This is a genomic window from Pseudoalteromonas sp. AWH4_217, assembly GCF_056161105.1.
Window position 1 is genome coordinate 210,462 of record NZ_JBSWYM010000008.1, and the last position, 26,151, is coordinate 236,612.

22 protein-coding genes are annotated in these 26,151 nt (G+C 46.1%); 5 read left to right on the top strand and 17 right to left on the bottom strand.

Features of this window, described 5'->3' with window-relative positions; translation table 11 throughout:
• Nucleotides 1-9: 9 nt before the first annotated feature.
• The 6 genes from ACXAH1_RS12160 to ACXAH1_RS12185 all read right to left on the bottom strand — a co-directional run bounded on the left by ACXAH1_RS12160 (nt 10) and on the right by ACXAH1_RS12185 (nt 9,358).
• A complete protein-coding gene (locus ACXAH1_RS12160; protein ID WP_475196977.1) occupies nt 10-402 on the bottom strand; it encodes a hypothetical protein in 393 nt (130 codons plus the stop codon).
• A gap of 293 nt (nt 403-695) precedes the next feature.
• Nucleotides 696-1,277 (bottom strand): hypothetical protein, encoded by a 582-nt coding sequence (locus tag ACXAH1_RS12165; protein ID WP_475196978.1) that lies wholly within the window; start codon nt 1,275-1,277, stop codon nt 696-698.
• A gap of 9 nt (nt 1,278-1,286) precedes the next feature.
• Nucleotides 1,287-3,353: an LruC domain-containing protein gene (locus ACXAH1_RS12170; protein ID WP_475196980.1), complete on the bottom strand. Its 2,067-nt coding sequence runs from the start codon at nt 3,351-3,353 to the stop codon at nt 1,287-1,289.
• Nucleotides 3,354-3,686: 333 nt separating this feature from the next.
• Nucleotides 3,687-6,593: an outer membrane protein assembly factor BamB family protein gene (locus tag ACXAH1_RS12175; protein WP_475196981.1), complete on the bottom strand. Its 2,907-nt coding sequence runs from the start codon at nt 6,591-6,593 to the stop codon at nt 3,687-3,689.
• A 308-nt stretch (nt 6,594-6,901) separates the two neighbouring features.
• On the bottom strand, nt 6,902-7,354 hold the full coding sequence (locus tag ACXAH1_RS12180) for a hypothetical protein (RefSeq protein WP_475196983.1): 453 nt from the start codon (nt 7,352-7,354) through the stop codon (nt 6,902-6,904).
• A 201-nt stretch (nt 7,355-7,555) separates the two neighbouring features.
• Entirely contained in the window at nt 7,556-9,358 is a 1,803-nt protein-coding gene (locus ACXAH1_RS12185) for a haloalkane dehalogenase (RefSeq protein WP_475196985.1), read from the bottom strand.
• Nucleotides 9,359-9,598: 240 nt separating this feature from the next.
• Between ACXAH1_RS12185 and ACXAH1_RS12190 the strand changes: the two genes are divergently transcribed.
• Together ACXAH1_RS12190 and ACXAH1_RS12195 are read left to right on the top strand one after the other, a co-directional pair.
• Entirely contained in the window at nt 9,599-10,630 is a 1,032-nt protein-coding gene (locus tag ACXAH1_RS12190) for a sensor histidine kinase (RefSeq protein ID WP_475196987.1), read from the top strand.
• Nucleotides 10,631-10,645: 15 nt separating this feature from the next.
• Complete coding sequence (locus tag ACXAH1_RS12195) at nt 10,646-11,383, top strand: LytR/AlgR family response regulator transcription factor (protein WP_475196988.1); 738 nt, start codon at nt 10,646-10,648, stop codon at nt 11,381-11,383.
• A 483-nt stretch (nt 11,384-11,866) separates the two neighbouring features.
• Here ACXAH1_RS12195 and ACXAH1_RS12200 read toward each other — a convergent pair whose 3' ends face one another.
• The 6 genes from ACXAH1_RS12200 to ACXAH1_RS12225 all read right to left on the bottom strand — a co-directional run bounded on the left by ACXAH1_RS12200 (nt 11,867) and on the right by ACXAH1_RS12225 (nt 15,412).
• Nucleotides 11,867-12,109 carry a hypothetical protein gene (locus tag ACXAH1_RS12200; protein ID WP_475196990.1) on the bottom strand — a complete coding sequence of 81 codons (243 nt, stop codon included), beginning with the start codon at nt 12,107-12,109 and terminating at the stop codon, nt 11,867-11,869.
• Between the two features lie 79 nt (nt 12,110-12,188).
• The gene (locus ACXAH1_RS12205; RefSeq protein ID WP_475196991.1) at nt 12,189-12,677 is read right to left on the bottom strand and encodes a hypothetical protein; all 489 of its coding nucleotides are present in this window, start codon (nt 12,675-12,677) and stop codon (nt 12,189-12,191) included.
• Between the two features lie 367 nt (nt 12,678-13,044).
• Entirely contained in the window at nt 13,045-13,365 is a 321-nt protein-coding gene (locus ACXAH1_RS12210) for a hypothetical protein (protein ID WP_253044330.1), read from the bottom strand.
• A gap of 77 nt (nt 13,366-13,442) precedes the next feature.
• On the bottom strand, nt 13,443-13,961 hold the full coding sequence (locus tag ACXAH1_RS12215) for a hypothetical protein (RefSeq protein ID WP_475196992.1): 519 nt from the start codon (nt 13,959-13,961) through the stop codon (nt 13,443-13,445).
• A gap of 445 nt (nt 13,962-14,406) precedes the next feature.
• Nucleotides 14,407-14,766, bottom strand: coding sequence for a hypothetical protein (locus ACXAH1_RS12220; RefSeq protein ID WP_475196994.1), 360 nt, complete (start codon nt 14,764-14,766; stop codon nt 14,407-14,409).
• Between the two features lie 163 nt (nt 14,767-14,929).
• Nucleotides 14,930-15,412: a hypothetical protein gene (locus ACXAH1_RS12225; RefSeq protein WP_475196995.1), complete on the bottom strand. Its 483-nt coding sequence runs from the start codon at nt 15,410-15,412 to the stop codon at nt 14,930-14,932.
• Between the two features lie 964 nt (nt 15,413-16,376).
• Here ACXAH1_RS12225 and ACXAH1_RS12230 point away from each other — a divergent pair.
• Nucleotides 16,377-18,596 (top strand): EAL domain-containing protein, encoded by a 2,220-nt coding sequence (locus ACXAH1_RS12230; protein WP_475196996.1) that lies wholly within the window; start codon nt 16,377-16,379, stop codon nt 18,594-18,596.
• On the opposite strand, the gene ACXAH1_RS12235 is transcribed toward ACXAH1_RS12230, so the two are convergent.
• Complete coding sequence (locus ACXAH1_RS12235; protein WP_475196997.1) at nt 18,593-19,495, bottom strand: LysR family transcriptional regulator; 903 nt, start codon at nt 19,493-19,495, stop codon at nt 18,593-18,595. The two genes, ACXAH1_RS12230 and ACXAH1_RS12235, sit on opposite strands and share 4 nt — an antisense overlap.
• A gap of 458 nt (nt 19,496-19,953) precedes the next feature.
• Entirely contained in the window at nt 19,954-21,507 is a 1,554-nt protein-coding gene (locus ACXAH1_RS12240) for an AbgT family transporter (protein ID WP_475196998.1), read from the bottom strand.
• Between the two features lie 215 nt (nt 21,508-21,722).
• Between ACXAH1_RS12240 and ACXAH1_RS12245 the strand changes: the two genes are divergently transcribed.
• Together ACXAH1_RS12245 and ACXAH1_RS12250 are read left to right on the top strand one after the other, a co-directional pair.
• Entirely contained in the window at nt 21,723-22,568 is an 846-nt protein-coding gene (locus ACXAH1_RS12245; RefSeq protein ID WP_475197000.1) for an HDOD domain-containing protein, read from the top strand.
• Nucleotides 22,569-22,732: 164 nt separating this feature from the next.
• Nucleotides 22,733-23,908, top strand: coding sequence for an NRAMP family divalent metal transporter (locus ACXAH1_RS12250; protein ID WP_475197103.1), 1,176 nt, complete (start codon nt 22,733-22,735; stop codon nt 23,906-23,908).
• A 215-nt stretch (nt 23,909-24,123) separates the two neighbouring features.
• Here the strand turns inward: ACXAH1_RS12250 and ACXAH1_RS12255 are convergent, their stop codons facing one another.
• From ACXAH1_RS12255 to ACXAH1_RS12265, 3 genes are read right to left on the bottom strand one after another with little or no spacing between them, the layout of a single operon-like run.
• Nucleotides 24,124-24,402 (bottom strand): YfcL family protein, encoded by a 279-nt coding sequence (locus tag ACXAH1_RS12255; RefSeq protein WP_475197001.1) that lies wholly within the window; start codon nt 24,400-24,402, stop codon nt 24,124-24,126.
• Between the two features lie 8 nt (nt 24,403-24,410).
• Entirely contained in the window at nt 24,411-25,538 is a 1,128-nt protein-coding gene (locus ACXAH1_RS12260; RefSeq protein WP_475197004.1) for an ATP-NAD kinase family protein, read from the bottom strand.
• Nucleotides 25,528-26,082 (bottom strand): elongation factor P hydroxylase, encoded by a 555-nt coding sequence (locus ACXAH1_RS12265; RefSeq protein ID WP_475197006.1) that lies wholly within the window; start codon nt 26,080-26,082, stop codon nt 25,528-25,530. The genes ACXAH1_RS12260 and ACXAH1_RS12265 overlap by 11 nt, the downstream gene beginning before the upstream one ends.
• Between the last annotated feature and the right edge of the window lie 69 nt (nt 26,083-26,151).

Below are 26,151 nucleotides of genomic sequence, written 5' to 3' on the forward strand. Positions count from 1 at the left end.
TCACCTGATTTACTGTAACCAGGGCATTTTGGGCCCCTGAATTGGCTGAGCGGGTATCAGGCAACGACATTCACTCACTGTCTCAAAATAGGTGTTGTAAATCATTAAGCCAACGGCAATAAAAGGCAACAAGAAAAACCAAATAACAAAAGTAACTGCGAGTAGTTGATCCCTTAACTTTTGAAGTACAGAGCGCTCATCCAGATTGAGTTGATTGTAATAGCTTTCTTTATCGGCTAGATGAACAACAATATTCTCGGTACAAACATCGTGACACTGAGAGCCAGAGGTATTGCCTAGCGCTTGTTCAATCGCAGCCTTCAGCATTTCCAGACCCGCTCTATTACCTGTGATCGCTTCCCCGTTAAAAAGCTCACTATTAACCCATGGTTCGTCATTCATACAATTGTCCTTTATTACCTCAATATTTAACCGCCTGTTAGCAGGCTTAAGTGTTCAGGCTGATCATCTAGCTAAACTTTGTAAGAATAAATAGTAACTGAACAAAAACCATCACCCAATAGTTACCGCCTCAGACAACAATTCATTTGTGAATGATGAACTTTTTAATGTATATGGCATAGGGCTGAAAGCTGCATATTTAACCAATTAAAGAAAAAAGCATATCTCTGGGCAGGGATATGCTTTGCGTTGGATTATTGTGAGTCACCACAATATGAATTACTTAGTGCACATTAGTTTATTTCCCATGTTTGCTGTTGTTGCGACCCGTCAAACTCCCAATTATACACCAGCGGCTCAACATCGGTGCTGTAATACCAGATTTCGGCTTTGAGCTTTTGCTCTGAGTGTGGCAACACAATTTGAACAAAAAGACCGTTACTATCGACAGGCGCTCTTAAAAAACACGTGTCGTCGTCCGTTAATGGGGCATCCTGTTGACAAATATTAATAAATGCACGGCTATTCACAACATTGGACGCAATTGACACAGCCACGGGCACATCAGTAAGAAAGTCGAAAGCTTCATCAACGATCACAGCCTCCATGCCTTCTGTACTACCACTGTCCTGCGCTGGTTGCGTGTCGTCATTCTGCGCTTCCTCTGCAGAGCCTTCCTGCGTTTCGCTATTGCTATCCTGCTCAGCAGCGTTAGTTGTTTGCGTTTGCTCGGTATTGGCAGCACTACTTTGCCCAAGGTTACTGATAGCACTTGATGCAGTATTATTTGTCTGAGTTTGCCCCTGTGAGTCTCCAGAACCACCACCACAAGCCGTTAATAATAAAGTGATTAGAGTTACGATTAATTTGTTCATGATGCTCTCCTAGTTTTGCGCTGCGTTGCTGATGGTGTACTGATAGTCAGATACTGGATTCTCAAACCAGGTTGCGTTCTGAGCGCCTGCTGACTGGGCGAATTCCACAAATTGAGGATACGCAAGTGACATATCAACGCGCTCCATTGGATGGTCCCACTGAGAATTAATGATAAGTGCCCAGGGCAAACCCGTTGACGTTTGAAAGTAACCATTGGTTGAAGAGGTGTCATCTCCCTGATCCAGATAGCTGCTATCAAACGCTTCCGTTGGCGCATGATTTTTAAGATGGACTTCCCAGCCTCGACCATTGTTCTGGTCTACGAATGGTCCGTGGTAATGACCATCTACTGCGAAAATAAACGGGTCAACCTTACTGTTTGTCGCGATATTCGCGTTGTAGCTGGTTGCTAAGGGGATAGTGATTTCAAACGGATAAGGTGCTCGTTGGATATCACTGCAGCCTGTTTCAGTTCTGAAGAACTTGCAGCCTGGCTGAACCGGCACCATCTCTCTGGTATCGGCAAATATAACGACAATGGCTTCATTTCGGTTGACTTCCAGCGGACTGCCATCCTGTAACGTGCCGTCAACAGTCAGTTCAACCTGGGCTTCATCCACATGCTTACGGGCAATGTCTTTCAGACGAATGGCAAAGGCATTGTGATAACCGGCCCCGACTGCAATCAGCGCGCCTTCAATGTTGTAACGCACAACCTGGTTACCAATCTGGCTGGTCGTCACACGATATCGAACCACCACGTCGTTAAAGTCATAGTCACCTTTTTGCGGCCATAAGTCTTCAAACGCGGCGGTTTTCCACGAGGTCGAGTTCTGGATCAGGCTACTGGCAACAACAGAGACATTCAAATCTTCCACTTCACCGTTATCAATCCCGCCCAGTGGTGCAATATCACTGGTGTTCGAGACCCGGAATCTGGCCCAGGTGCTGCCTGCAACAGCATCAACAGGCACAGGAATGAGCACACGGTTTTCACCGGCAACCCCCTGGTACTCGCTGATCACACGCTCTGACTCCTGGAACTGGCCATCACCATTCCAGTCAATCCAGGCATTCACATACCCTGATTTTGATAGCGTGAACGAAACCAGCGTTTCATAGCCTGTTTCCAGGTTAGTTAAAAAGCTAATGCCGTTGTCGTCATCTGTGGCTTTAGGTACATATTCTGCGCTGACACTCTGGCCAAAAAATAAGTCACCCACATTATGACGCGCGCCATTGGCGTTAAGCGAAGTGCCATAGCTATCCGGTGCGTCGCCATAGTCTATGGTTGGGTCTTCTGTATCATCAATAATCGGGGCCGTTGCACAGCGTGCGCCGTCGTTAGTATTGGAAACCGGACCGTACGCGAAAAGCTGGGTATTATTTGTATCGTTTATATCTATTTTATAAACATGTCCGTCCTGATTTCTGCTGATGTAAAAATTACTCTCCACATCAAAATAGACGGCACCGAATGTCCCGGACTGGCCCACGTTGCCAAGGTTGGTGCTGGTGCCGTTAGAAACATCAATGCGGTGCAGATTACCATTGCTGTCTACGCTGTAAGCCAGGCTGGCATTGTCATTTGGCGCAAACGCCATATCAAAGATATTCAGGTTCAACGCGCTACCATCAATAATGCGTTCTGCCTGCAAATAGTCGTCGCTGTTTTCGTCGAGCGATACGCGATACAGGCCTAAGCTACTGCCTTTCTTGTAAACATAAAATGCATTCTCGTGAATAGCGACATCACCCACGTAAAAGTTGGTATCGGGGAATCCGGATGTCATGATGGGCTCAAGCACGTAGTCTTTTCCCACCCGACCGATGTCTTTACTGCTGTAGTCCCAGCCGTAAATGTAACGGTCGTGGACGCTGAACCCGATGCCATTGAGCTTGTTATTGGTACCAACATTTTCAGCGAACGTAGTATACGAACCCGAGACCAGGTTAACGCCATACATAGTTGCTGTGTTGCCCTGCACCAAAAAGGCCTTGGACGGACATGTGTCGAACGGGGCGGCTGATAGTCCTGCGGAAAACACGCAGGCTCCGAACAATATCTTTTTCATGTGACTCTCCAACGTTTTGATTTGCTGTTAGAGAGATTGCAAGCATGAGGCCAATTTTATAACACTGATTTTAAAAGGTTTTTATTTTACTAAATGGCGTTATTGCAATACGCAATGCAGGATGAAAATCGCAATGGGAAAAATACCAGGGAGAAACCACTCGACAAATTTGTGTTCAAGCCAGATACGCAGATTGCCAAGCGTTCCCGGGCGAGTAAAGACAATGGCTTGGGGCCATACCAACTCTGAAAGCACGCCAATAAAAAAGGTGGCTACTCTTACCACCTTTACACATTATTCAGAGCGCATGCTGCGCCCTAGTCTTAATCAACATCATTTACTGGATACAAGATCAACGGCCGCAATCTGTGTATCACTGCTAATCACTAGCACCCCTTCTTTACCCAATGAAAGCTGACCACCGAGATCATACACCCAATCGACACTTTGTGTTCTCAGGTTCAGAGCGTAGGTTTTACTCAATGAAGCAACGAATATATGACTTGCGGTCAAAACAATATTCGACTCTATAGCTTGTGCTGGCATCCAATGCCAAACCAACTCACCATTAAATTCATTGAAAACTTTAAGTAAACCGCCATGGAGTGCCACCACTAGACCATTACCAACAGCAGGCATCTCATATGTAATGTCTGACGCTGAGCTCGTCCAACGAGCTTTTTGGTTCTCAATATCATAGCTCGCCAACGTATTTCCATAAGTAATCACATTGTTTTGTGATCCCAGTACAACAGTTTGTGCACTGGTGTTGGCTTCAATCGAAAACAGGATATCACCAGTGTTATGATCCAACGCGGTAATATCGCCATTGTTGGGTACAAACACATAGTCCTCATTGACTGCAGGCTCCCAGTAATCAGCCCACTCAGCCGGACCCTGCCATAAATGTTCACCTGTCAATGCATTGAAGCTCTGCATACCGCCATAATAGGCACCATTCATGTAAGCGCGCTCTTTAAAGATTGTCGGTGCGCTGTAATTTGGCCACTGCGAGCCATGCTCACCACGAAACACCTGTTCACCCGTTTGAGCATTGAATGCCCACAATGCAGTGTCTTCATGTCCACCTGTGTGCACATAAACAAGATCATTGCCAAAGCTTGGCGCGCTGATTCCACCTGAAACGGCAGCATTAAACCACTGCTCTTCTCCTGTTGTTATATCCAGAGAGAATACCCTGCCATTACCTCTCACAAACACTTGGCCTGCTGCAATGGCCGGTAAAGACAGCCTATAATCAAAGGACTGTAACCATCGTGGCGCAAAATCCGCAGCATTTAACATCATGGCCTGATAACCATTATGGCTGGCATTACCTTGTACCATCCCCCAGTCCCCAATCACTGGAATAGATTGTGCGTCATTCAGGTCCGAGCCTGCATACACTTCGTGTGCATTGGTATAGCCATCATTGTCATTGTCCAGAGCTGCATCTTCCTTATCCCTGGGGTTAAGGCCAGCATTAAGCTCTGCTAGATCGTTGAGACCATCATTGTCAGAGTCTATCGACAACGGGTTGGTGAACCACTTCAGCACCTCTATTGAGTCACTAAGACCGTCACCATCACTATCGGCAACAGTGGGAGAAGTGCCATATTCATTAATTTCCTGAGAATCAGACAAACCATCTCCATCGGTATCAGCCAACACAGGAGACGTATTTGCAGCGTACTCTTGCACTGCGCTCAGACCATCTCCATCTTGATCAGAAGCGGGGTCAACATCTGAACCATAGCGACGCTCCCACCATTGAGGCAGGCCATCCTGATCTCGATCCCCCTCTACATCTACAGCATGTACTCTATTTGAGGCTGAGATATATAAGATCCCATTACTCAGAGCGAGTGTTCCGGTCTCACTGTAGCGCCAGACTGTTTGTTTGGTCTTGATATCAATAAGTTCTACCGTACTATCGGTAGAGACAAAGATATGATCAATAACAGGAATGATGTGACCGGTTAAAGTTACATTTTCAGCAGCCTGCCAGCTCCATAAAATACTGCCATCTGCTTCATCTAATAACTCGATTTGATTGCCATTGACGACATATACCCCGGCATCAGATACCGCAGGATCACCATAGAAATTACCACTGATCGCCCAGCTAATACTTTGTCGCTTTAAGTCAAAATTAACCAGACGTCCTCTTTGATAGCCGATAACATTATTTTGGTTACCAATAATTGGGGCAGCATCCGTACTCCAACCCCACCAATTGTAACCGGGATCTGTCACAGAGAAAATCTCTTCGCCCGTCAGCTTATCGACAACGGTTAATTCAGGACCCGTATAGGCAATCGCATAATCACCTGAAATTGCCGGCGTAAACTTATCGTATTGGCTTAAATCTTTAAACCATAATTGATTACCAGTAGAACCACTGAATGCGTACATCCCCCCATAGTAACCACCAGCCATGTAAACAATCTCATTTTCTATGGTCGGTGCATAGTATTCACTCCACTGATTCCCATATTCAGAGTTAAAGATCAGGCTGCCATCAATTTCGTCGAACGCCCATAAATATGAGTTATCATGCCCACCAGTCTGCACGTACACTTTGCCATTTGCGTAGGCAGGGGGATTTAAAGAATCCCGAGTAGAGAAACTAACACTCCAAAGCTCTTCGCCTGTGTGGGCATCGAGCGTATACAGCTGCCTACCCACTGTTCTGAATATATGTCGCTCACTTGCCGTAAGAAACGCCTTTTCACTGCCCCAGCTATCTGAAAAATTAACATTCCATAATTCAGAAAAATACTGGGGGTCAACGGCGAATTTGATACTGCCTCGGTGTTTCTCTGATTGCTGAAAGGTAGACCATAAAACAGGCTCACTATCAAATGGGTAGGCATCTTTATTATCACCCACACCATCGCCATCGGAATCTGCACTCTCATTGGGATCGAGTGGGAAAGCATCATTTGCATCTTCGACACCATCGTTGTCATCGTCTTTATCTGCATTGTTCCCAATACCGTCTCCGTCAGTATCGACGCTTTCTTTTGCATCAAGTGGAAATGCATCAATTGCATCTTCAATACCGTCGTTGTCATCGTCATTGTCGGTATTGTCCGCGATACCGTCACCATCTGTATCTAGCTTTTCGACTTTTTCCGAAGGGTTGTTTGCGCTCGCACCACCGCTGCTTCCACCGCCACAAGCGGTCAAAGTAAACACAGTGAATATTAGAATGACGGCACGTAGAATCGCTGTCATACAGTCTCCTTGTTATTTTATTAAGTTAGCTTCCGATAACTGTTGTTAAATTATTTTTAATTTAGTTAGATATAAAGTTTAATTAATCGGTACAATTATATGTGAGCCAGAGTGGGGGCGCTACTGTTTTCAGCATATATGGAGGAAGTAAAACAAATAGGGCGATAAATTGGGACTACTTTCGGCATTTTTTTGAATTCTGGACTTCCATGCGAAAGAAAGTTGCTGTTGGTTTTCAGCACTAAATCAGTGACCACTTCAATGGCTAATTAATTTTAACTTAAAAGATTAATTTTTAAGATTTGTGTTCATCTTTGATCTTTAGCATGTCGTAAACTCTGTTTGCACGCTGCCCATGCACCAAGTACAATCGCTCCCCAGCCAACAGCGAAAAAGACCATATCTCGCCAGAGCGGGTAGACGGTATCATCGGCTGGTAAAACATACATGACAAGCACATCAATCACTTCAACTACAATAATTGTTAACACTGCAGACTTTACGAAATTGCCTTTCAGATAGCCTGCCACAAGATAAGCGGTGAGCGCATTGAAAAAGCCAATAATGAACAGAAGGACACCAATGATCAAAGGAGAGCTAATGATTGCCTCATCCATTTCAGCGTCTGTAAAATTATTGGTATACATAAAGTCATATGCCGCTAGCCAGAAGAACACCTCAGCAATGGCATAAAAGAAGTAAACAAGGAGCGGAATAAAAATGAGCACTTTCAGTACTCTGAAATCAATAAAACGGTTCATATGGCCCTTATAAATATAATTACTCGGCTGGCTGTTTTATACCTGTGCGTTTGGCAAACATGCGCAGCATAACCGTTCCAAAATTAGCCACATCATTATGTGGAACTTTACCCGAAACTACAACCGCGCTAATGCGCGAGAGGCAAGTCAGACACTTTGAGCAAATGGTCACCTCCCCTAGCAAAGAGGTGACCGGGGTGACTACTGCACCAGCTGATAACTATTGCCTAATTCATCCTGCAATACATAAGCAATGCCCTCTGCAGGCGTCATATCCAGTGGTTCCGCCAGGATACGACTGGAAAACGTCCAGCCTTCAGGCAGCGTGAGCCGTTCTCCCAGGTTTGCCAGGTCATCCATTTGCAATGAGACGTCCGAAATACGACTGAACGACTGCATCACAAAAACCTGACCTGTGTTATCGGTTAGCTCATAAATGCGTCTGCCTTTATAAAAGTGCCAGGTATTGCTTCTCGACACCTCACCGGCAACGTAAGGAAGTTGCTCGCCCTGCTCAGCACTCAGATCAGCGGTGGTTAATAAACGCATGTTTATCTCACCGAACTGGCGAATTTGCGTTTCAGCCTCTTGCGCTATCACCTCCGCGCCACGACTTTCGTCCACCACAAAAAAACGTGGACCGTTAGGGATCGCACTTAGTGCACCGTGCTCTGCGGCAACGTCTTCAAAGTCAATGGCATCCCACTGAGCCTGGCGACACATATCGACGCCCGGCGTCCCCCACACCTGAGCAACTATTTTGTCATCTTGCAGGTAAGGCAATAAGATCTCACAATACCGCATGTTGTAGCTTGGCCCACCCGTGACCAGCGGTGACTGTGGCGCGGTCGTTTGCAGAAAATCTAACACATGCAGCGCCAGGTCCTCTCCTACATCATCCTGGATAAAGTGCCCGGCCTGAAAGCGTCTGTGATCTACCCCGTCTGAGCCTGGTACATGGTCCACCCACTTGCGCTGATTGGCTTCGCTGCCGAGTCCCGTGTCATATTCACCTGCATTGAACATAAACGGGTTATGATAAGCGCCCAGTGTTTGCCATGCCGGTAAAGTTTGCATTTCTATCCCTGAGAGCATGGAAGGAAACGCACGGATAGCTGCCTTGTACTGTACATTGGGGTAAGGCGCATTGTATGCAGTGACTTCTGCCTCACTCAGTTCAATCGCAGAGAGCTTTTGTACCACATCCCCCGCCATCAGCTCCGGTACACTGGCGGCATAATCGATCCATTGCTGAAACCCTTCGACGCGATCGCTTGAACGGGTATCAAAAAAGGTGCTGGCATCTGCTGGTTGCGACTCATCTATCTCAAAGCTGGGCACGTGATAAGGGTTAGTACCAGTCGGAATAATGGGCATATCCCCATTTGCGACCACTATTCTGGCAAAGCGCTCAGACATATTCCCAGCCACTCTCAATCCAATCAGGCTGCCCCAATCTTGCACAAACAAATTGATATCGGTGAGTTGCAACTGGTTAATAAATGCTTTGGTCCAGGCGACATGATGTTCGTATTGATGCACCGCCACATTAAGCGGTTTATCTGATTTACCCATGCCCATATTATCCAGCGCAATCACACGATAGCCAGCCTCAGCCAGAATGGGGATCATTTTACGGTATAAATATGACCAGCTCGGCTGACCATGCAGCATGAGTATCACTTCACCATCTTTTGGCCCTTCGTCGACGTAATGCAGCCTCAGTCCTTCAATATCGAGATAGTTCGCTGCAAAATCATAGTCGGGTAAATCATCAAAACACGCATCCGGAGTCCGGATAAACTCTACGCCTTTTGCTGTGCTCGACGTCACGATATCAGCTTCCAGACATTCAGCGCTCAGCGGGCCTGTTTCGGGCCGAGCCTCTGCTGATGTCTCAGAGCTCACCGTATCTTCAACACTGATTTCTTCATCATCGCCATCACTGCATGCCACTAAAATGCCACTAAGCAGACAGATACCAATAACCTTACGCAAACTCATAACCGACTGCTTTAACTTAAATTGTGTTTCTCGGATGTTGTGAACCATAGTCGTTTTCCTTATGTATCAGATAACAATTGCTTGTCGTGTTGAGGCATAGGAATAACACCGCATACGAGTACAACGTAGCCCCCGGTGTGCAGATGGTGTAAAAGTCTGTCTCAATGGTGTTTTGGCGGCATATCATCAGGGCAAGATTGCTTGTACCATTTAATAACTTAGCGACAACGGGAACTCCGAGTGAATACAGAGCAAATATTACCGAGTCAAACCGGGCTTTATAACAAAAGAACAACGCAGGCCTGGATCTTTTTGCTGATTTGGCCCTGGTTCAATATATTGCTGTTATCCAGTGTGTTACTGCTACTCGAGCTGTTCACATTGCCCTTGTTCGCTCAGGTTATCGTAAAAATATGGGGAGGATTTTGTGCAGGTTATCTGTTGTTTAACCTGTGTGAGTCTGTCTTTTCTCGATATTTGCCAAAAAAGCTTTATCACAATATTTGGTTGCTCAGACCCTTTTCCATCATTCTGCTTTACATCCTGATAGGCCCTGTCGTCAACCTGCCCACCACCAATCTAGCTGCTCAGGTTACATTTTTGCCTATTGTCATTATGTTGCTCGAGACGTCGGTTTACATTGCGGTGATGCTGATGTTTAAACAACAGACCTATTATTTTCAGTCTCAGCTGCAAGCGCAAAAAGCAGAATTACAAATGCTGAAAATGCAGTCTAACCCGCACTTTTTGTTTAATACCCTCAACCTGATAGCCAGTGAAGTCACCCTGGAACCACACAAGGCTAAGGCGCTGATTTATGACTTGAGTGACTTACTGCGCCAAACCATTGAGCTGACAAAACACCAATTTGTAGCGCTTGAACAAGAACTAAAGCTGGCTGAACTCTATCTTGTGTTACAACAAAAAAGATTTGCAGACAGACTCACGTTTGATTTAGATTGCCAAAGTGAATTAGAGCAACTTGCGGTTCCTTCTCTACTGTTACTGCCAGTTGTAGAAAACGCAGTAAAATATGGCATTGCACCTTATTCACAGGCAGGTCATATCAGTATCATTGTTGAAGCGACTACGCGCTCTTTGCTGATTGAAGTGCAGGATACAGGCGCGCCATTCGATGACACTCTGGTGAGTCAGGGCGAAGGCCTGCGCATAACGCGCGAAACCCTGGCACTGCACTATCAAGATGAAGCGACGTTTAAACTGGTATCCACCGACGAGGGCACCAGCGCATTCATCGCGCTGCCCCGGTAAGCACACGAGCCCCAAATGAATAAAAAAACCGTGATCATCGTCGATGACGAACAGGCTGCCAGACGGCACTTGAGGGATGTAATAAGTGGCTTTGATGAGCTAAATATTGTTGCAGAGGCCGCGGATGGCAAGTCGGCCATAGAACAGATTATGCTCTGGCGCCCGGATATTGTCTTTCTCGATATTGAAATGCCAGAACTCAATGGCTTTGATGTGGCACAGGCAACGCAAGGCTTAACCTATCAGCTGATATTCATGACGGCATACGAGCAATATGCGCTGAAAGCCTTTGATACCAATGCCATAGACTACTTAGTTAAACCTGCCAGGCCAGAACTTATCACCAAAAGCATTGGCAAAATTGTTCGCCAGCAAATACACAATCAGTCACAGCGCTCATCAGAGCGCCTGATCCTCAGCGATCATGCACAACAAAAAATCATTGAATTTGAGCATATCTGTTACATTGAAAGTATTGGCCGTTATCGACGAGTACATTTAACAGCGCAAGGCGCCAGCATCCACAGCACAGACACCATTATTTCAGAGCAAACACTGGATGGATTTTGCACTCAGTTGCCTGGTTCACAATTTTATCGTTTACATCGCAGCTATATCATCAATGCCACGCAGCTTTTAGAGCTTAAATATCACGCCCGCAAACATTTTGTGCTACTTGCAGGAACGGATGTACGAATTCCTGTCTCACGTAGTTTTATCCACACTTTAAAGGAGCGGATAACCACCAGGTAAAGCGTGAGAGATAAATCTCGAGTGTGATGTGGACAACAGCGTAGTTAAACCAACCCATGATTGGAGCAACCTTGCGTAAATTAACTAAAAATCAGTACACAGATTAATGTCAAAAAAGCGCAAACTTAAACTGAAACCAAACGGCGATTGCAGGAATGACTAGCAGTCCCCCAAACCAAAACAAAACAAAATACTACCCAGTTCGATGCAGTAAGCGCATAAGATAGCCAATGTTGAAATTACTAGATTAACGACATTATGTTTGAATTTTCCGTCTATACTTCCTTGCTTATAGCCTCGCTGCCTCGAACCTACGTAAGCCTCTAGCCATATCGGCTCTTACCTGAAAACACCGTTCAGTCGGCTTAGCCACACAACCGTTATATTGCACATTATTAGGCCTGGCTATTTCCTACTTATCAGGTACCCATGGTTTTAGAGCAAATGGCTTCAACACAGACTTTAACCTCATTTCTGGTTGCCTTACTTTATAAAATAATCAAAGCACTCTTGGCAGATCCAATGACCGTTTGCACTATATGCAAAGCCCGAAACCACATCGTGAGTTTTAAAAATAGTCCAATAACAAATTACACAGTGTTCATGGTCATTTTCTTTTCGGTATTGTTGGTAATCCCAAACCAAGGCTTTACACCAAGATACTTCTTTCTCAATATCAGAATACAGCCATTCCTGCCCATGGATCATAACTTTTTCATCGAGCATCCCACAGCCTTCTCAGTTAGACATAACAATTATGCTCTTTTAAGCACACACTGTGCCTTATATATTGAGTTTTTTCGTACTAATTTTTTATAACGTACCACTGACCAAAAAGGTGCTCTACACAGTGAGTATTAGGCAAACAAACATCTTTGGGGTTTACGTTACCAAACGCATACATACCTTCACCTATACCGTTTTCACCTTTGTATGAAAAAGCTTTCCTAACTAACCACGCCCCTCCATAATTTTGTAGCCAGAGAGCATGAATAGCGGAATCTTCAAATGGCTTGACTATTCTGCTTAAGTCCGGGTTGTCCACTTTTTTATATTTAGGTTCGCCGGCTACCCAAGCTAGCGAACTCTCTTCTCTTAGTGACGATTTACCCAACCATTGTATGGAAACATATCCTTTTTTCTCAACTTCCTTCATTGCATCAATATATTGATGTGAGTAAATGTAAACATAGACTAAATGTTTCACCTTAGTTTCAGGCCAATAATAAATAGTCTTAAAGAGTGCTGTAATAATTATTGAGAGAAGAATTAAATAAAGTAGTAGCTTTTTCATGAGTCTAATACCATCCAGGCAAAGAAAACGTTTGGGCAAGTTTTAACTTTGGAGCATTTGAAAATGTTGTAAAAGCTCGTCAGGAGGTAAATATTGATGCCAGCAGCTATCAACTCACCACGGCCAACAAAGCAACTATTGACCTCCTTTTACTCAACTGACTTGGGCCCTGTAACAGATTCTGTGTAACTGGCATTGTATCTCACCTTATTTCCAACCAAACAAGAACTAATTAGTACTTCTTCCACCCAAAACGCCTTTAAATGATAAAATTGCCACCACCGCCATGAGAAACGCAAACTACCGGGCTCAATTGAGTGTCACTGCCGCTCTTGTCTGGTGTGTTACATTTACTATTTAAGTTAACTTATTGGTCTTTATACCAGCCAGCCCAATCTGGTGGCTCAGGGTATTTTAATTTATAGGCGTTAATTTCTGCTTGCGATGAGTGCTCAAAATACACTCCGATATAGTCCGTTAAGTACTCCTCTCCAATACCCATCCGCCAAAAAAGACTACCCGGCTCATGCTCAGGATACTTCTCCCAAGGCGGTATTGGTGGCGAATTTTTTAACTCATCGTCATATCTCTGTCTGAGCATTGCAGCCCACTCTTTTTTGTGATTAAGGTAAGCAGTCCAATCCTCTTGTGACACCCCCTCTGGTGGGGAGCTATTATCTGTAGCCATACATAAACCTGATAAAAAGAGAAGAAGCGGCAAATACAGGAGCCTAGCTGTTAACGCCATAGTGTCTTGTTATATTCCTAACCACTGTTTTCTAGACTAGCAAAATTTGATATTTCAAAAATTTTATCACCAAGCTCAACTAGCTTACCGAGATTCCTTCTTTCCCAAGCTGCGTTGGGTGCCCAAAGACAGATTTCAGAATATGAGCGTCCACTTTTCGGCTTAAAGCACCATGTAGACCCGTCCATGCCACGCACACTATCGGTTACTAATGTAGCTTGAACGGCTCTGTAAAGATCCTTGATATACTGGGAGGTCTTGACGTCTAACCTGGCCAATGACTCATGTGTTATCGTAGTTTTTAAAGGGCCACGAGTTGATACAGGCTCTATATATTCTGACACAACGTAACTCGTTTCATCAAAGCAAAACTTGAAATTATAGCTGCCATGAAAAGAGGTTACGACTTCCAGCTCAAACAGTTTACCACCGAACAGTTCACTTTCAGAACAATTCGGCACTGTGCCAGAAAACGTATTGAAGCTTAATACAATAAAGAGTAATAAAATTTTTCTCATATCTAAAATGGCATACATCGCTTGCTTCTGGGCGTCCTATGATATCAATATTTCAAGTCAGCGTGATAAGCGCACATGGTATTGTTTAACACCATTTAATATGCCAAATACTGACCAAATTACAATACTATGCGAGAAGCCTCAATCCAATACGCCATGCTTAGTAAAGGCTGCCGTCGGATTTATGCCAGACGCCTTAATTCATGGGTGCAGACAACTGAAGCTTTGCCTGATAGACATTAATTTCGCCTACCGACTTTTACTTATCTAACTGACAAAGGGATATCGGAGATTGCCGCTATAGATAACAAACGTGTTAGCCAACAATTTTACGTCGATTTGTTCCAAGCTAAAGAAGCATTCGTATTGTCCCCCATAATAACACATGCTTGAGGGACTTTTAATATGGGGGCTGCACCAGTGCCGCAATCAAAGGAAGCGCTTACGTTGCCATGCTAGTTGTTTAGTTTGGCAATTTGATACGTTTAAACATGAATACTTTTGTACCACTTTGAAGCTTCAGCTCATCTTTAGTTTTTAGTAAAACCTTTAGCTTCTGCCGGTTGGCATTCTCTTGCAAAAAAGATTGCTGCTTAATCTTTCGATCCAAGAAAAAGAAATAGTTGTTACCTATTTCAACTTTCCCAGTTTCGATTATTGGTTCTTTTGGGTCCAAACCGTAGCAGTCATTAAAAATGATAAAGTTATTACCACTTAGCTCTAACACATCGGGACATTCAATTTTTTCATCGTATTGAAGCCAAGTTTCAGCATTTGCCGAAAAGCTCAGTAGGAATATAGAGAGTGCTACCATTTTGCTCATACCAAAGATTACCAACGCCCACCTCTGGAGTGTCCTCAAAATCATGCTAAAAACGCTTCATTTCATTAGTACTGGCAACGAAGCAAGTACAAATTTATATGCTAGATACATTTGCTGGGAGACCTCAATTATGAAAGCTCCCCCAAGCAAATTTTCACCCTTTCTATGTGATGTTTTCAGAACAAGTAAAATACATTTTTGTACCCAGAGAAATTTGCTCACTATTAAATTTTACTGTAAAAACTTCATCGGAGGCTGACTTCAGCGCCACAACAAAATCATCACCTCTCTCAGCTCGCGCTAGGATATCAGACACTTTTTTCCCTGTTAAATAAAAGTACTGAGCATCTTTGCTCTCTACCTTGTTGAGCTCGTTTCCATCAACATAGAGCTCAAATGGATAGTCACCTTTAACGAATGCAGTGTTATCCACCCCAGAAATAATGAAATCTAAAGTATGTTGCCCCTTTTGGAAACCATTGCTTTTTTGTAATTCAGACAACTCGTACCCTTCCCCTTTAAAAGTGAAGCTGGAATAGATACTTACATTTAATTCCGGTGAAATTTCAACACTTGAATTTTGCCATAGAATACACACAGACTTTTTAAATTCAGGCTTCCAGTACCCTCCATACGGAAGCGCCATACTGCTAAAACTTATTAGAACCAAGATTAAAAAACTGAATCTAAACATACAAAAGCCACTCAACGCCTTACTCAAAAAAACCATCATTTCGAGCATTTATTACTTTAAATAACAATAAACTACCACCACTGTATGCTTTGCTCAAGCCAAAGCGACTCTATTGAAACTAAACCATGCGCCTAGCAAAATTTGAGTTTTGTGTGTCATTTTCAGTTTTAATACACACCCCCTCTATCCTAACTGATATAAACAAAAAGGTGTGCTCAAATGGATGCTAAGCAACTTGATTTACTAATATCGGCAATCGCAGGGGAAAATAGTAAGTCCATCAAGTTACGTTACTTTATAAACGTATTTCCAAGGTTCAAACTAATACCAGAAACTACGTGCCGTGTTTTGACGGATCCCGGCTCGCACGCGTCCGGGATGACGAAGGGGTACGTGATATGTTGGCATTATGCTTGATGCGACAAGGGCGTATGTCACGTTCACTGCAACAAGATACAGCTGCGTTGTACTTGGGTAGTTCCCGGCTCGCACGCGTCCGGGATGACGAGGGGGTGCATGATATGTTGGCATTATGCTTGATGCGACAAGGGCGTATGTCACGTTCACTGCAACAAGATACAGCTGCGTTGTACTTGGGTAGTTCCCCGCTCGCATGCGTCCGTGATGACAGAGGGTACGTGATTAGTTGGAACTGTGCATGATACAACGAGTGCGTATGTCACGTTCACCGCAACAAGAGTCTGCTGCCATGTACTTGGGTAGATCTCAGCTCACACGCGTCCCAGATGACAAGATTGTTAATGAAATTACGAGGTTGTTTGCCTAATTCCCCTCCACTATGTTGAAAAAAACCGCAGTTAAGCTGATTTAGCGCAGGTTTTACTACCTCTACCCATTGAATTGCAGCTCTTATGGCCTTAGTATCGGGAAAAACAATAATAATAACTGTAACGTTTTGAGTTCTTTAAGCCGCTTTTTCTTACTAGAAGAAGAAACCCAATCACCAGGTCAGGTGCCTAACTGGCGTGTTAGTGCGCTGCGCATCATTTTGGTGACAGGACTGTTATTGTGTCTGGGGATCTTCGTCAACAGCTTGCCTGCTGCGTTGGCATTTGAACTTGACTATGTGCTGGCGCTGACATCTGGCTTTACGCTCACCATAGGTGTACTGCTTACACTAAGCCGTAGTGCCTATCAACTGTGCGCGCACCTGCTAATGATTGCCATTGTGGCCGCAGGGGTGGCCATCAAGTTATTTATTCCACTGCTCCCCCTTGCTCAATTAGGGTCTATTTTTGTTTATATTACGCCTATTCTGGCTTTGTTGTTACTGGGTAAGCGCACTGCGATTTTTTATGCCATATTGAATATCGCGCCGTTTCTGATGATAGTGCAACAGGTAAATGTTTCGCTGATCCCGCCGGGTGAGCGCATGCTGGTCGATGGCGATATCTATATTCACTTTTTGCTGTTTTTCTTTTTTAACTGTACCGTGCCACTGGCTGTGTGGCGCACCAGTTTGGCGGCCAGCCGACTCAACCTGCACATGGCCAGTAACAACGAACTGCTTGCCTCTCAAAAACAAATCTACCAACGCTTCTTTCAAAAATCTTTCCACGCCATCGCTTTAGTTGACCAAGACTTGAATATTGTAGAAGCCAATGAGAAGGCGCGCAGTTTACTGGGGATCCAGACTCAGCCCCTGCCCTGTAATTTTGCCCGTGTCACACAGGACGACCTGAGCTACCTGCTTATTAACAACGATTTGTTTGATGCAGATGTGAATGTCTTTCGTGTGGGCGAGCGGACCATTGAACTGGCCTCGCGGGAGTATCACTCCGAGCAGCTATGTGCCTGGTACCTTAACGATGTCTCCGATCAGCACCAACTTCAGCAGGATCTGCTGGCTTTGGATGTTGCGCATCAGCAAGCTAAGTATTTTGATGCCAGAACCAATTTGCCCAATAAAACCTGGCTCACTGAGCAGTTACAAGTGCATATTGACCGTGGGCGGCCATTTGCTCTGCTGATCGCCGAAAACCTCAACAAACACGTACTGGACTACCTGATTGATGGTGAACTCCATAAACATTTGTATGGCCATATTAACCAGGTTGCAGAACACGACCCCAGCCTGCTCGACCAGATAGCTTATATTGGTGCGGGCCGACTGGCGATTATCATTGAACCCGACGCGCCTGTGCTGGAAGTCGCGCAGCGCTGGCATCAACACCTGGATTTCTGGCTTAAGCTGGGTCAGCATCAATTTCATGCGCGCTACGCCGTGGGCATTGCAACCTACCCAGAGCATGGCTACATTCCTGAGCGCTTATTAAAAAATGCGCAGCAGGCGTGCGAACTGCGCAGTCCGGGCGATGACCTGGCCATTTTTGATCACGGCACCCGACGCCAGACACTTGCCCGCCATGAAATGGCCCTGTTGCTGGAAAAAGCGCTGGAACATGACGAATTACAAATTGTGCTGCAAAGTAAGCACGACAATACCCACTCGGTGATTGGCTATGAGGCACTCGCGCGCTGGCACAGCCCACTGCTGGGATGGGTGTCTCCCGGTGAGTTTGTGCCTATTGCCGAAGAGTTTGGCCTGGTCAATCAGCTGACGCAACGTATTTTGCACAAGGTTTGTTATACACTTCAGAGCCACCCGGACATTCACGTGCCAATTGCCATCAATATCAGCTCCCGGGATATTGCCTGTGAGCAGTTTGCCCGTAAAACCCTCGCCATTGTGCACAGTTACGGCCTGAGCCCGCGCATGTTTGAATTTGAACTGACAGAATACAGTTTTGCGGACGATCACAATCAGATCATGGAAGCGCTGGATAAAATGGGATTCAGCCTCAGTATCGATGACTTTGGGATAGGGTATTCTAACATCGCCCGGGTTTTGGCTTCGCCCATTAAACGCCTCAAACTGGATCGCTCTTTGGTGACTCAGATCACCTCAGATCAAAAGCAACAAGCGCTGTTGCTGGGGATCCTCACTATGTGTGATAACTTGGGGATTGCCGCGCTGGCGGAAGGCGTTGAAACCCAGCAGCAGCTAAATAAGCTGCTTGAACTGGGCGTTAAAGAGTTTCAGGGCTATTGGTTTAGCCGTCCGGTTGCGGTTGAGCAGGTACTCGCCAAAACACATCAAATGCAGGAACTTTAAGTCTTTTCCTGCGCTTCAAGCGCCATACACTGGTATCTGAGCTCACCGATAAACGCCCGGGCTGCAGGTCCCAGTGTATCTCCGTCTCTAAAGATCAGATTAAGCTGCGCCAGACGCGTACGATTGTGCGTCAGTTTTAATGGTAGCAGTGCCCCGCTACTGAGTTGCTGTGTTATCGCGCTTCTGGGTAGCCAGGCAAAGCCCAGCCCCTGTGTTACCATATCCACCATAGTGCGCAAGTGGCTAACCGTCCAACGCTGATCAGCCCCCAGCCAGCCACTGTCTGTGCCTTTACCCAGCGCAGAATCTCTGACCACTATCTGCCTGAAAGACTTAAGATCTTCCAGCGTCAGTTCACGGTCTAACTGATGCAGGGCATGCTTGGGGTGAGCAACGGCCACAAACTCAACCTGACACAGCTGCTCGCTGAATCCATCAGTCAATACCATAGGTGAAATTGCAATATCGACCTTGGCGTGCTGCAGTGCCTCAAAGGAGCCTGAGAGGATAGATTCAACCAGTTCAATGCGCAGCAAAGGATAGGCCTGAGAAGTCGCCTCCAGCACTTTATAAAGCAATGTCTGAGGAAATATTTCATCTACCGCAATGCGCAGGTGGCTTTCTACGCCTTTGGCCAGAGTCTGACCGACCGCTTCAACTTTCTCGGCTTCATCCAGCAAATAGTTGGCACGTCGCAACATCATTTCGCCCGCCTCAGTCAACCGGGTTTTACGTCCTTCTACCTGGAACAACTTAACTGACAGGGCTGTTTCTATTTTCTGAACGGCCGTATGAATGCTCGACTGGCTCTTATGGATAGCCTTGGCAGCCTGGTTAAAACCGCCATGTTCTACCACAGCGCGAAGCATACGCCACTGCTCAAGCGTGACTCGTAACATTTCACCTTCCTCGTTAGTTGACCGTACTGGCCCTGTGCCTGTAACTATTCTAATCTATTCAAGTACTTTTCTCTATCAACACACACTGCGTGCGGCTTCTGTGCAGTTAGCATACAGCTGAATAGACCACGCAAAATTAAACCCCTGAACATAGATCAATTGTCATAATTTAGTCATTTAATATGGGTATGATGCGCTCGCTCTTGACCAATGTGTGCTCTTTTTGGTTACTTTGATTTTTGAGCCTCCCTTGAATATTTACTGCACAGAGGCAGTACAATTTCTCTTGGTGCTTTTGGCCCAACCAATAGCAAATCCACGTAGCCGGCGGACGTCGGCTTTTTTCTTTGTGACTGCCAAACAGAATATTAGCTTGAATTAAAACAAAGCAGGATGTGAGGGAAGGATGAGGCGCAGCGGCCCCATCCAGCAGCGAGTAAGTTTTACCTGAGAGGTAATTAACCCGCAGGATAGATGTAGCTAGATTGCAGGCCCAAAGGAATACTCAAACCCCAGTATGCCAACAGGAATAAGCTCCAGCCAACCAAAAAGGCTATTGAATATGGCAGCATCAGTGCCAGCAATGTACCAATACCCGTGTCTTTAACGTACTTCTGACAGTACACCACCACCAGCGGGAAATAAGGCATCAGCGGGGTAATGATGTTTGAGCTGGAATCACCAACCCGATATGCCGCCTGAGACAAGTCCGGTGAAATACCCAGCTGCATTAGCATAGGCACAAAAATTGGGCCTAGCAGTGCCCATTTTGCCGAGCTGGAACCGACAAATAAGTTTACAAAGGCAGTCAGGAAAATAATACCAATCACGGTCACAGAACTTGGCAGGGCCATTGCTTTTAAGATCTCAGCCCCTTCAATGGCCAGCAACGCGCCCAAATTTGACTGGCTGAATGCTGCGATAAACAGCGCACAGAAAAACGCCATCACAATGTAATAAGACATCGAATTCATCGATTTACTCATTGCATCTATCATGTCTTTTGAAGACTTAAAGGTACCTACCATAAAGCCAAATACGGCACCCGGGATCCAGAACAATAAGAAGATCAGCGGTACAATCGACTGCATGAGAGGAGCACTAAAGTCCGTCAGTGCGCCGCTTTTACTACGCAGTGCCGAGTCTTCACCACTGGCGGCGAAGATAAGCAGGCCTATACCCGCCAGCATAACCGCAGAGGCGGTGTAAAAAGCCGAACGCTCTTTGCTGGTCACTTCATTGAACTCTGGGAGGTCGTCAGTGTCGCCATCGACTTTAGTAGAAGCCAGGCGTGGTTCAATGATTTTATCAGTAATGTACCAGCCCAGCAGAATAATAAAGACACTTGATGCTGAGGTAAAGAACCAGTTATTCAGCGGATTGACCGCGATATCCGGGTCAATAATTTGTGCTGCACTTTGCGTAAAGCTCTGTAGCAACGGGTCTATACCAGACGGGATAAAGTTGGCACTAAAGCCTCCACTTACACCCGCAAACGCAGCCGCGATACCCGCGAGCGGGTGACGACCCATGGCGTAGAATATAACGCCAGCAAGCGGGATAACCAGCACATAACCCGCATCAGTAGCTGTGTGGCTGACAATCGCAATCAAAATAATAGAAGGAGTAAGCAGTGCCTGAGGTGTGCGTTTAAGCATGAGCTTAAGACCAGCATTAATGAAACCCGAATGTTCAGCAACACCAACACCCAACATAGCAACCAGCACTACGCCCAAAGGAGCGAAGCCGGTAAAAGTTTTAACCATTGAAGCTAGAAAGCCCGCCAGAGCGTCACCGCTAAGTAAGTTGTGGACAACAATCGCCTCGCCGGTGCGCGGATCGATGGCATCAAAGCTAACACCTGAAAACATCCAGGATAACAGCCAGATAAGCAGCATAGCACCGAGGAAAATCATGGCCGGGTCGGGCAGCTTGTTCCCCACCCTTTCTATATTATTGAGGAATCGCATAACGAAGCTGGCGTCGTTATTTGCGTTTTTCGCTTGTTCCATAGTTAATCCCTAAAAAGAAAATTAGCCAACTTTAACTTAACAACCGTAACAATGCCAATTCATTTGTTCCTTTATCCATTACGTGGGTATTATTTATGCGTTATTTTGCGTTGACGCAAAGAATGCGTAATCCGACTCAGCTACTATACTTGGCAAAATAGCCTGACCCTCAACGGGCTAATTGTGTTTTTTAGTATTTTCTCAATGAGACCGCTATGATCGAAATAGACAACGCCGTGCTTAAGGATATGAATCATGGCTTTTGCCTGCCAGCAAAGCCAGAACTGTTGCAAAGCTTGCATCAGGTATTACAACAACCAGAGCCCGAACTTGGCGAAATCGCCGCTCTGATAGCGACAGACGTAGCCACTTCTGCTGCTGTACTCAAAGTCATTAATTCCTCCAGCTATGGTTTTTCGCGCACCATTACTGACATCCGCCAGGCCGTCATGTTTCTGGGGCTAAACAGTATCACTATGCTGGTAACCGGCTACTTGCTTAAGCAGGCTTTTGACCAGTCAAAGTGTTGTATTAAGTTAGAGCGATTCTGGGACAGTGCCCAGGAAATTGCCGATGTTGCAACCCTGATTGGTAATAAAATCAAAAGCAAAGTCCCGGTCGAGAACCTCTATATGCTGGGCCTGTTTCACGATGCCGGTATTCCAGCCATGGCTTTTAACTATGCGGATTATGTCGAAGTACTGGGCGCCGCAAACAGTAATTACGATAAAATGCTGATTGAGTTCGAAGAAGAGCGCTATCAGACCAACCATGCCGTCATTGGTTATTACCTGGCTAATAGCTGGAACTTGCCCAAACCCATTTGTCAGCTTATCTTAAGGCACCACGATGTGACTTACCTTCAGGAAAAACGGACCGACGAAGAAATGCTGACATTTGCTACCCTGAAAATGGCAGAGAACCTGGTCCACACCAATAAACGCTTTGTCGCCGCCCCGGACTGGCCCATCATGAAGCAAAGCGTGCTGGATGCACTTAATCTTGATGAGGACGATTATCAGGACCTCAAAGACGACACCGAGGAGTACTTCACCAGCTAATCGACTTCACGTCCTGACAGGGCTTTTGAACACCCAACCTCATTAGCCCAGTCATTTTCCACTTGGCAAACGCTTTCAAATCGTTAACATGAGTGGCAAAAAATAGGAAAGTCGTGTTGGAATCAATGTTTGCTAAACTCCAGAACCTGGGACCTGGGATCCTGATGGCCACTGCCGCAGTCGGCGGCTCGCATCTGGTCGCCGCTACGCAGGCCGGTGCCCTGTTCGGCTGGCAGCTACTGTGGTTAGTCGTGGCGGTTAACTTGCTTAAGTATCCTTTCTTCCGCTTTGGTGTGGAATATACGCTACACAGCGGCAATAGCCTGGTCACTGGTTATCATAATAAAAACCGGGCCCTGTTCTATCTTTTTGTCGCCCTGAATATCATCGCTGCAGTAGTGAATACCGCGGGTGTACTCTTACTGACGGCCGCCTTACTACAATATGCCCTGCCATGGAACTTGCCGCTGACAACCTTGTGCTATGCCCTGCTGTTTGTGTGTCTGGGAATTTTATTGTTTGGTCATTACAAATTGCTCGACAGAGCCAGTAAAGGGATTATGGCGGTGCTATGTGCCACGACTCTGGCCGCCTTATTGGTCGCAGTGTCACAAGGTCAGGTGCACCCATCGCCGCAACCGGCACCGTCCCCTTACTCACTTGCATTACTCGGCTTTATGGTGGCTCTGATGGGATGGATGCCTGCTCCTATTGAAATATCGGCCATCAACTCACTGTGGTTAAAAGCCAAAACCCGCACTCAATCGCTCAGCAAAGCGCAGGGCTTATTTGACTTTAATCTGGGTTACTTTCTGACTTTGTTTCTGGCAGTGGTGTTCTTTTCCCTGGGAGTGTTGCTGCAATACGGGCAAAGCCAGAAAATAGAACTTGCCGGCGTAGCCTTTTCTAAACAGCTGATCGATATGTATGCGCTGACTTTAGGTGAGTGGGCCCGCTGGTTAATCGCCACCATCGCCTTTTTGTGTATGTTTGGTACCACAATCACGGTACTGGACGGCTACGCCAGAACTCTGGACGATGCGGTTAAGCTGATCAAACCGCACCAAAACAAGGCCAGCTTGTCGATTTTCATTACAGTGCAGGCCATCTTCGGCATGGTGCTGGTGTTGTTCTTTAAAGCCAACCTGAAAGACATGCTGATGTTTGCTATGACACTGGCATTTCTGACCACGCCATTTTTCGCCTGGCTGAATTTCTCTTTGATCTCGAAAGAGCTGTTTGCACAGCAAAGTAAACCAGTACAACTGCTTACCTGGGCAGGCCTGACTTACCTGATTGCTTTTGCGGCGTTATTTGTGGTGTGGCGCTGGATACTTTAAATGACAAAAGGCGGTGTTAAACCGCCTTTTTCGAAGGGAAGTTATACCAATTTGCTTAATTAAGTGTTCCATTTTGAGGCGAGAAAATAGGGTCGATAACAAGGCAAAAATTTTGCTATTTAGTTACTCTAAATGAGAAATTTTTAACGCCGTTAGCGTCATATTTGCTCCTTCAAATTAAACAGGTATTAAATGAAATTGGTATTAGCCCCTCGCTAAACCCCTAACTGCTTAAGACGCTCCCAGATGGTCACCACGTGGTGCTTGTCTTCTTCGTTAAGCTCGCCATCACGATACGCCTTCACCAGGCTTGCCTCAACTTTAGCATTCAGCTCATCCACTGACAGCGCCAGCTCCTCAACCTGGGCATAGCCAACCGCCAGGTCGAAATGACCGCGTAAGTAGCCACCAGCAAACAGCTCGTCATCGTTTGCTCTATCTACTAATTCATCAAAAAACTGCTGCGCAGCTTCTATATACGCTTGAAGTGACATTCTGTCTCCTAAATTAAATCCTGATGCCCGACGGCATACATTACATGGTCATTATACCCTGTCACTACTTTGATGTAGCCACTCAGTTCATTGTCCAGGTCCTGATCGCCCGTATCTGCTATTAAAGGGCGACCATTGAGTGCCTGCAACTTGGTCTTAGTTGCAACCACGATGATATTGTCTTTGCCAATCTGGCGGATCAAAGCCGGACTAAGCTGCTGATTGCCGCGGCCAAATATATGGCCCTGCCCACCAATCAAGGTGATCACCAACTTTGTGGGTGCCTGTGAGGCAGCATCCAGCAGCTGTTGCGCCGTCAGGTCACTGCCCAGCACAGTATGGTCGCGGATCAAATCAACCCCCAGTAAGGTGTTATCAAGGCCCAGCTCTTCCATTATGGCGGCCACTGTTGAGCCCGACCCCATAATATACTGCTCATCTTCTTCCATTTCTGAAATCACATACGCAGCGATATCCGCCAGTACCAGTTCATCACTTTCTTTTCCGCCATTTTTTACGCTTTGTACGTAACGCAATTCACTGGGTACCTGCATTTCACCATAGCGCTTGGCGCGCACGGTTCCCGCACGAAAAGCACTTTCATCTATGTCCATCACATCTGCGTCGTCTATGGTAACCAGCTCCCCTTTAATGAGCATCTCTACTACCCGACCAGCCGCTTTGGGGGTAATTGCATACACGCCACTGTGGATCTTACAACCGGCTGGTACACCCAGCACCGGGGCTTGACTGCCAATGGCTCCGCAGATGTTGCGCGCGGTACCATCACCACCTGCAAACAGCAGCAGGTCGACTTTGGCATCGGCCAACAGTTTGGCTGCCTGCTCGGTATCTTCCGGGGTGCTGGGCGTGCCACAGGTCATCACAACCTGAGTAGAAAAACCGTGCTCAAGCGCCAGGTCTTCTCCCATGTCACCGCTCACGGTATAGACTTCAATCATGTCCCGGTAAGGCTGCAACAGCGCCAGAGCCTGTGCAGTACGGCTGTGTGCCTTTGGTTCAGCGCCCAGCGAGCGAGCAAGCTCTGCGGTTTCACTGCCATCGCTGCCCTTCAGTGCCACAGCACCGCCTAACCCGGCAACCGGGTTCACTATCAATCCAAGTTTAAACTGCATCTGCGAACTCCTTTGGACAGTGCCAATCAAACTGGCCAGTTTGCAGTGGCCAGGGGGTCGAATAAAACTGAGATAATGCTTTTAATAATGCTAGCGTACGGGTGTTAAAGCCATCGGTTAGCATCTCCATTACCTGCGCATAGACACGACGCTGAAACGCAAATCGACACGTCGGCTCGCCATTTAGATTGTCAACCGACACATTAAAAGCAAACCCGGCTGCTGCGCTCAGTGCCCATTCAATGGCCTGAGGCTTTACTTCCACCTGCTCAAAGGCCAGTTGCTGATCTTTACTACGCCCGTCCGGGCAGTACCAGTAGCCATAATCTTCGAGCTCCCGGCGCGCTTTGCCGGCAACCAGCCAGTGTGCAACCTCGTGCATCGCACTGGCATAAAAACCGTGCGCAAAAATAATACGGTGATAATCGCACTGTGTATCAGCAGGTAGATAGATTGGTTCATCTGTGCCTGCGACCAGTTTGGTATTGTGCGTTGGATAAAATAAGGCGTTAAATATCGAGATCAGATCGTCAATGTGGTGCATACTACTCGCAGGCGGCCCTCTAATCGGTTTATGGCCGCAGATTGTACGGATTTTTAGGGGGAAAGTAAA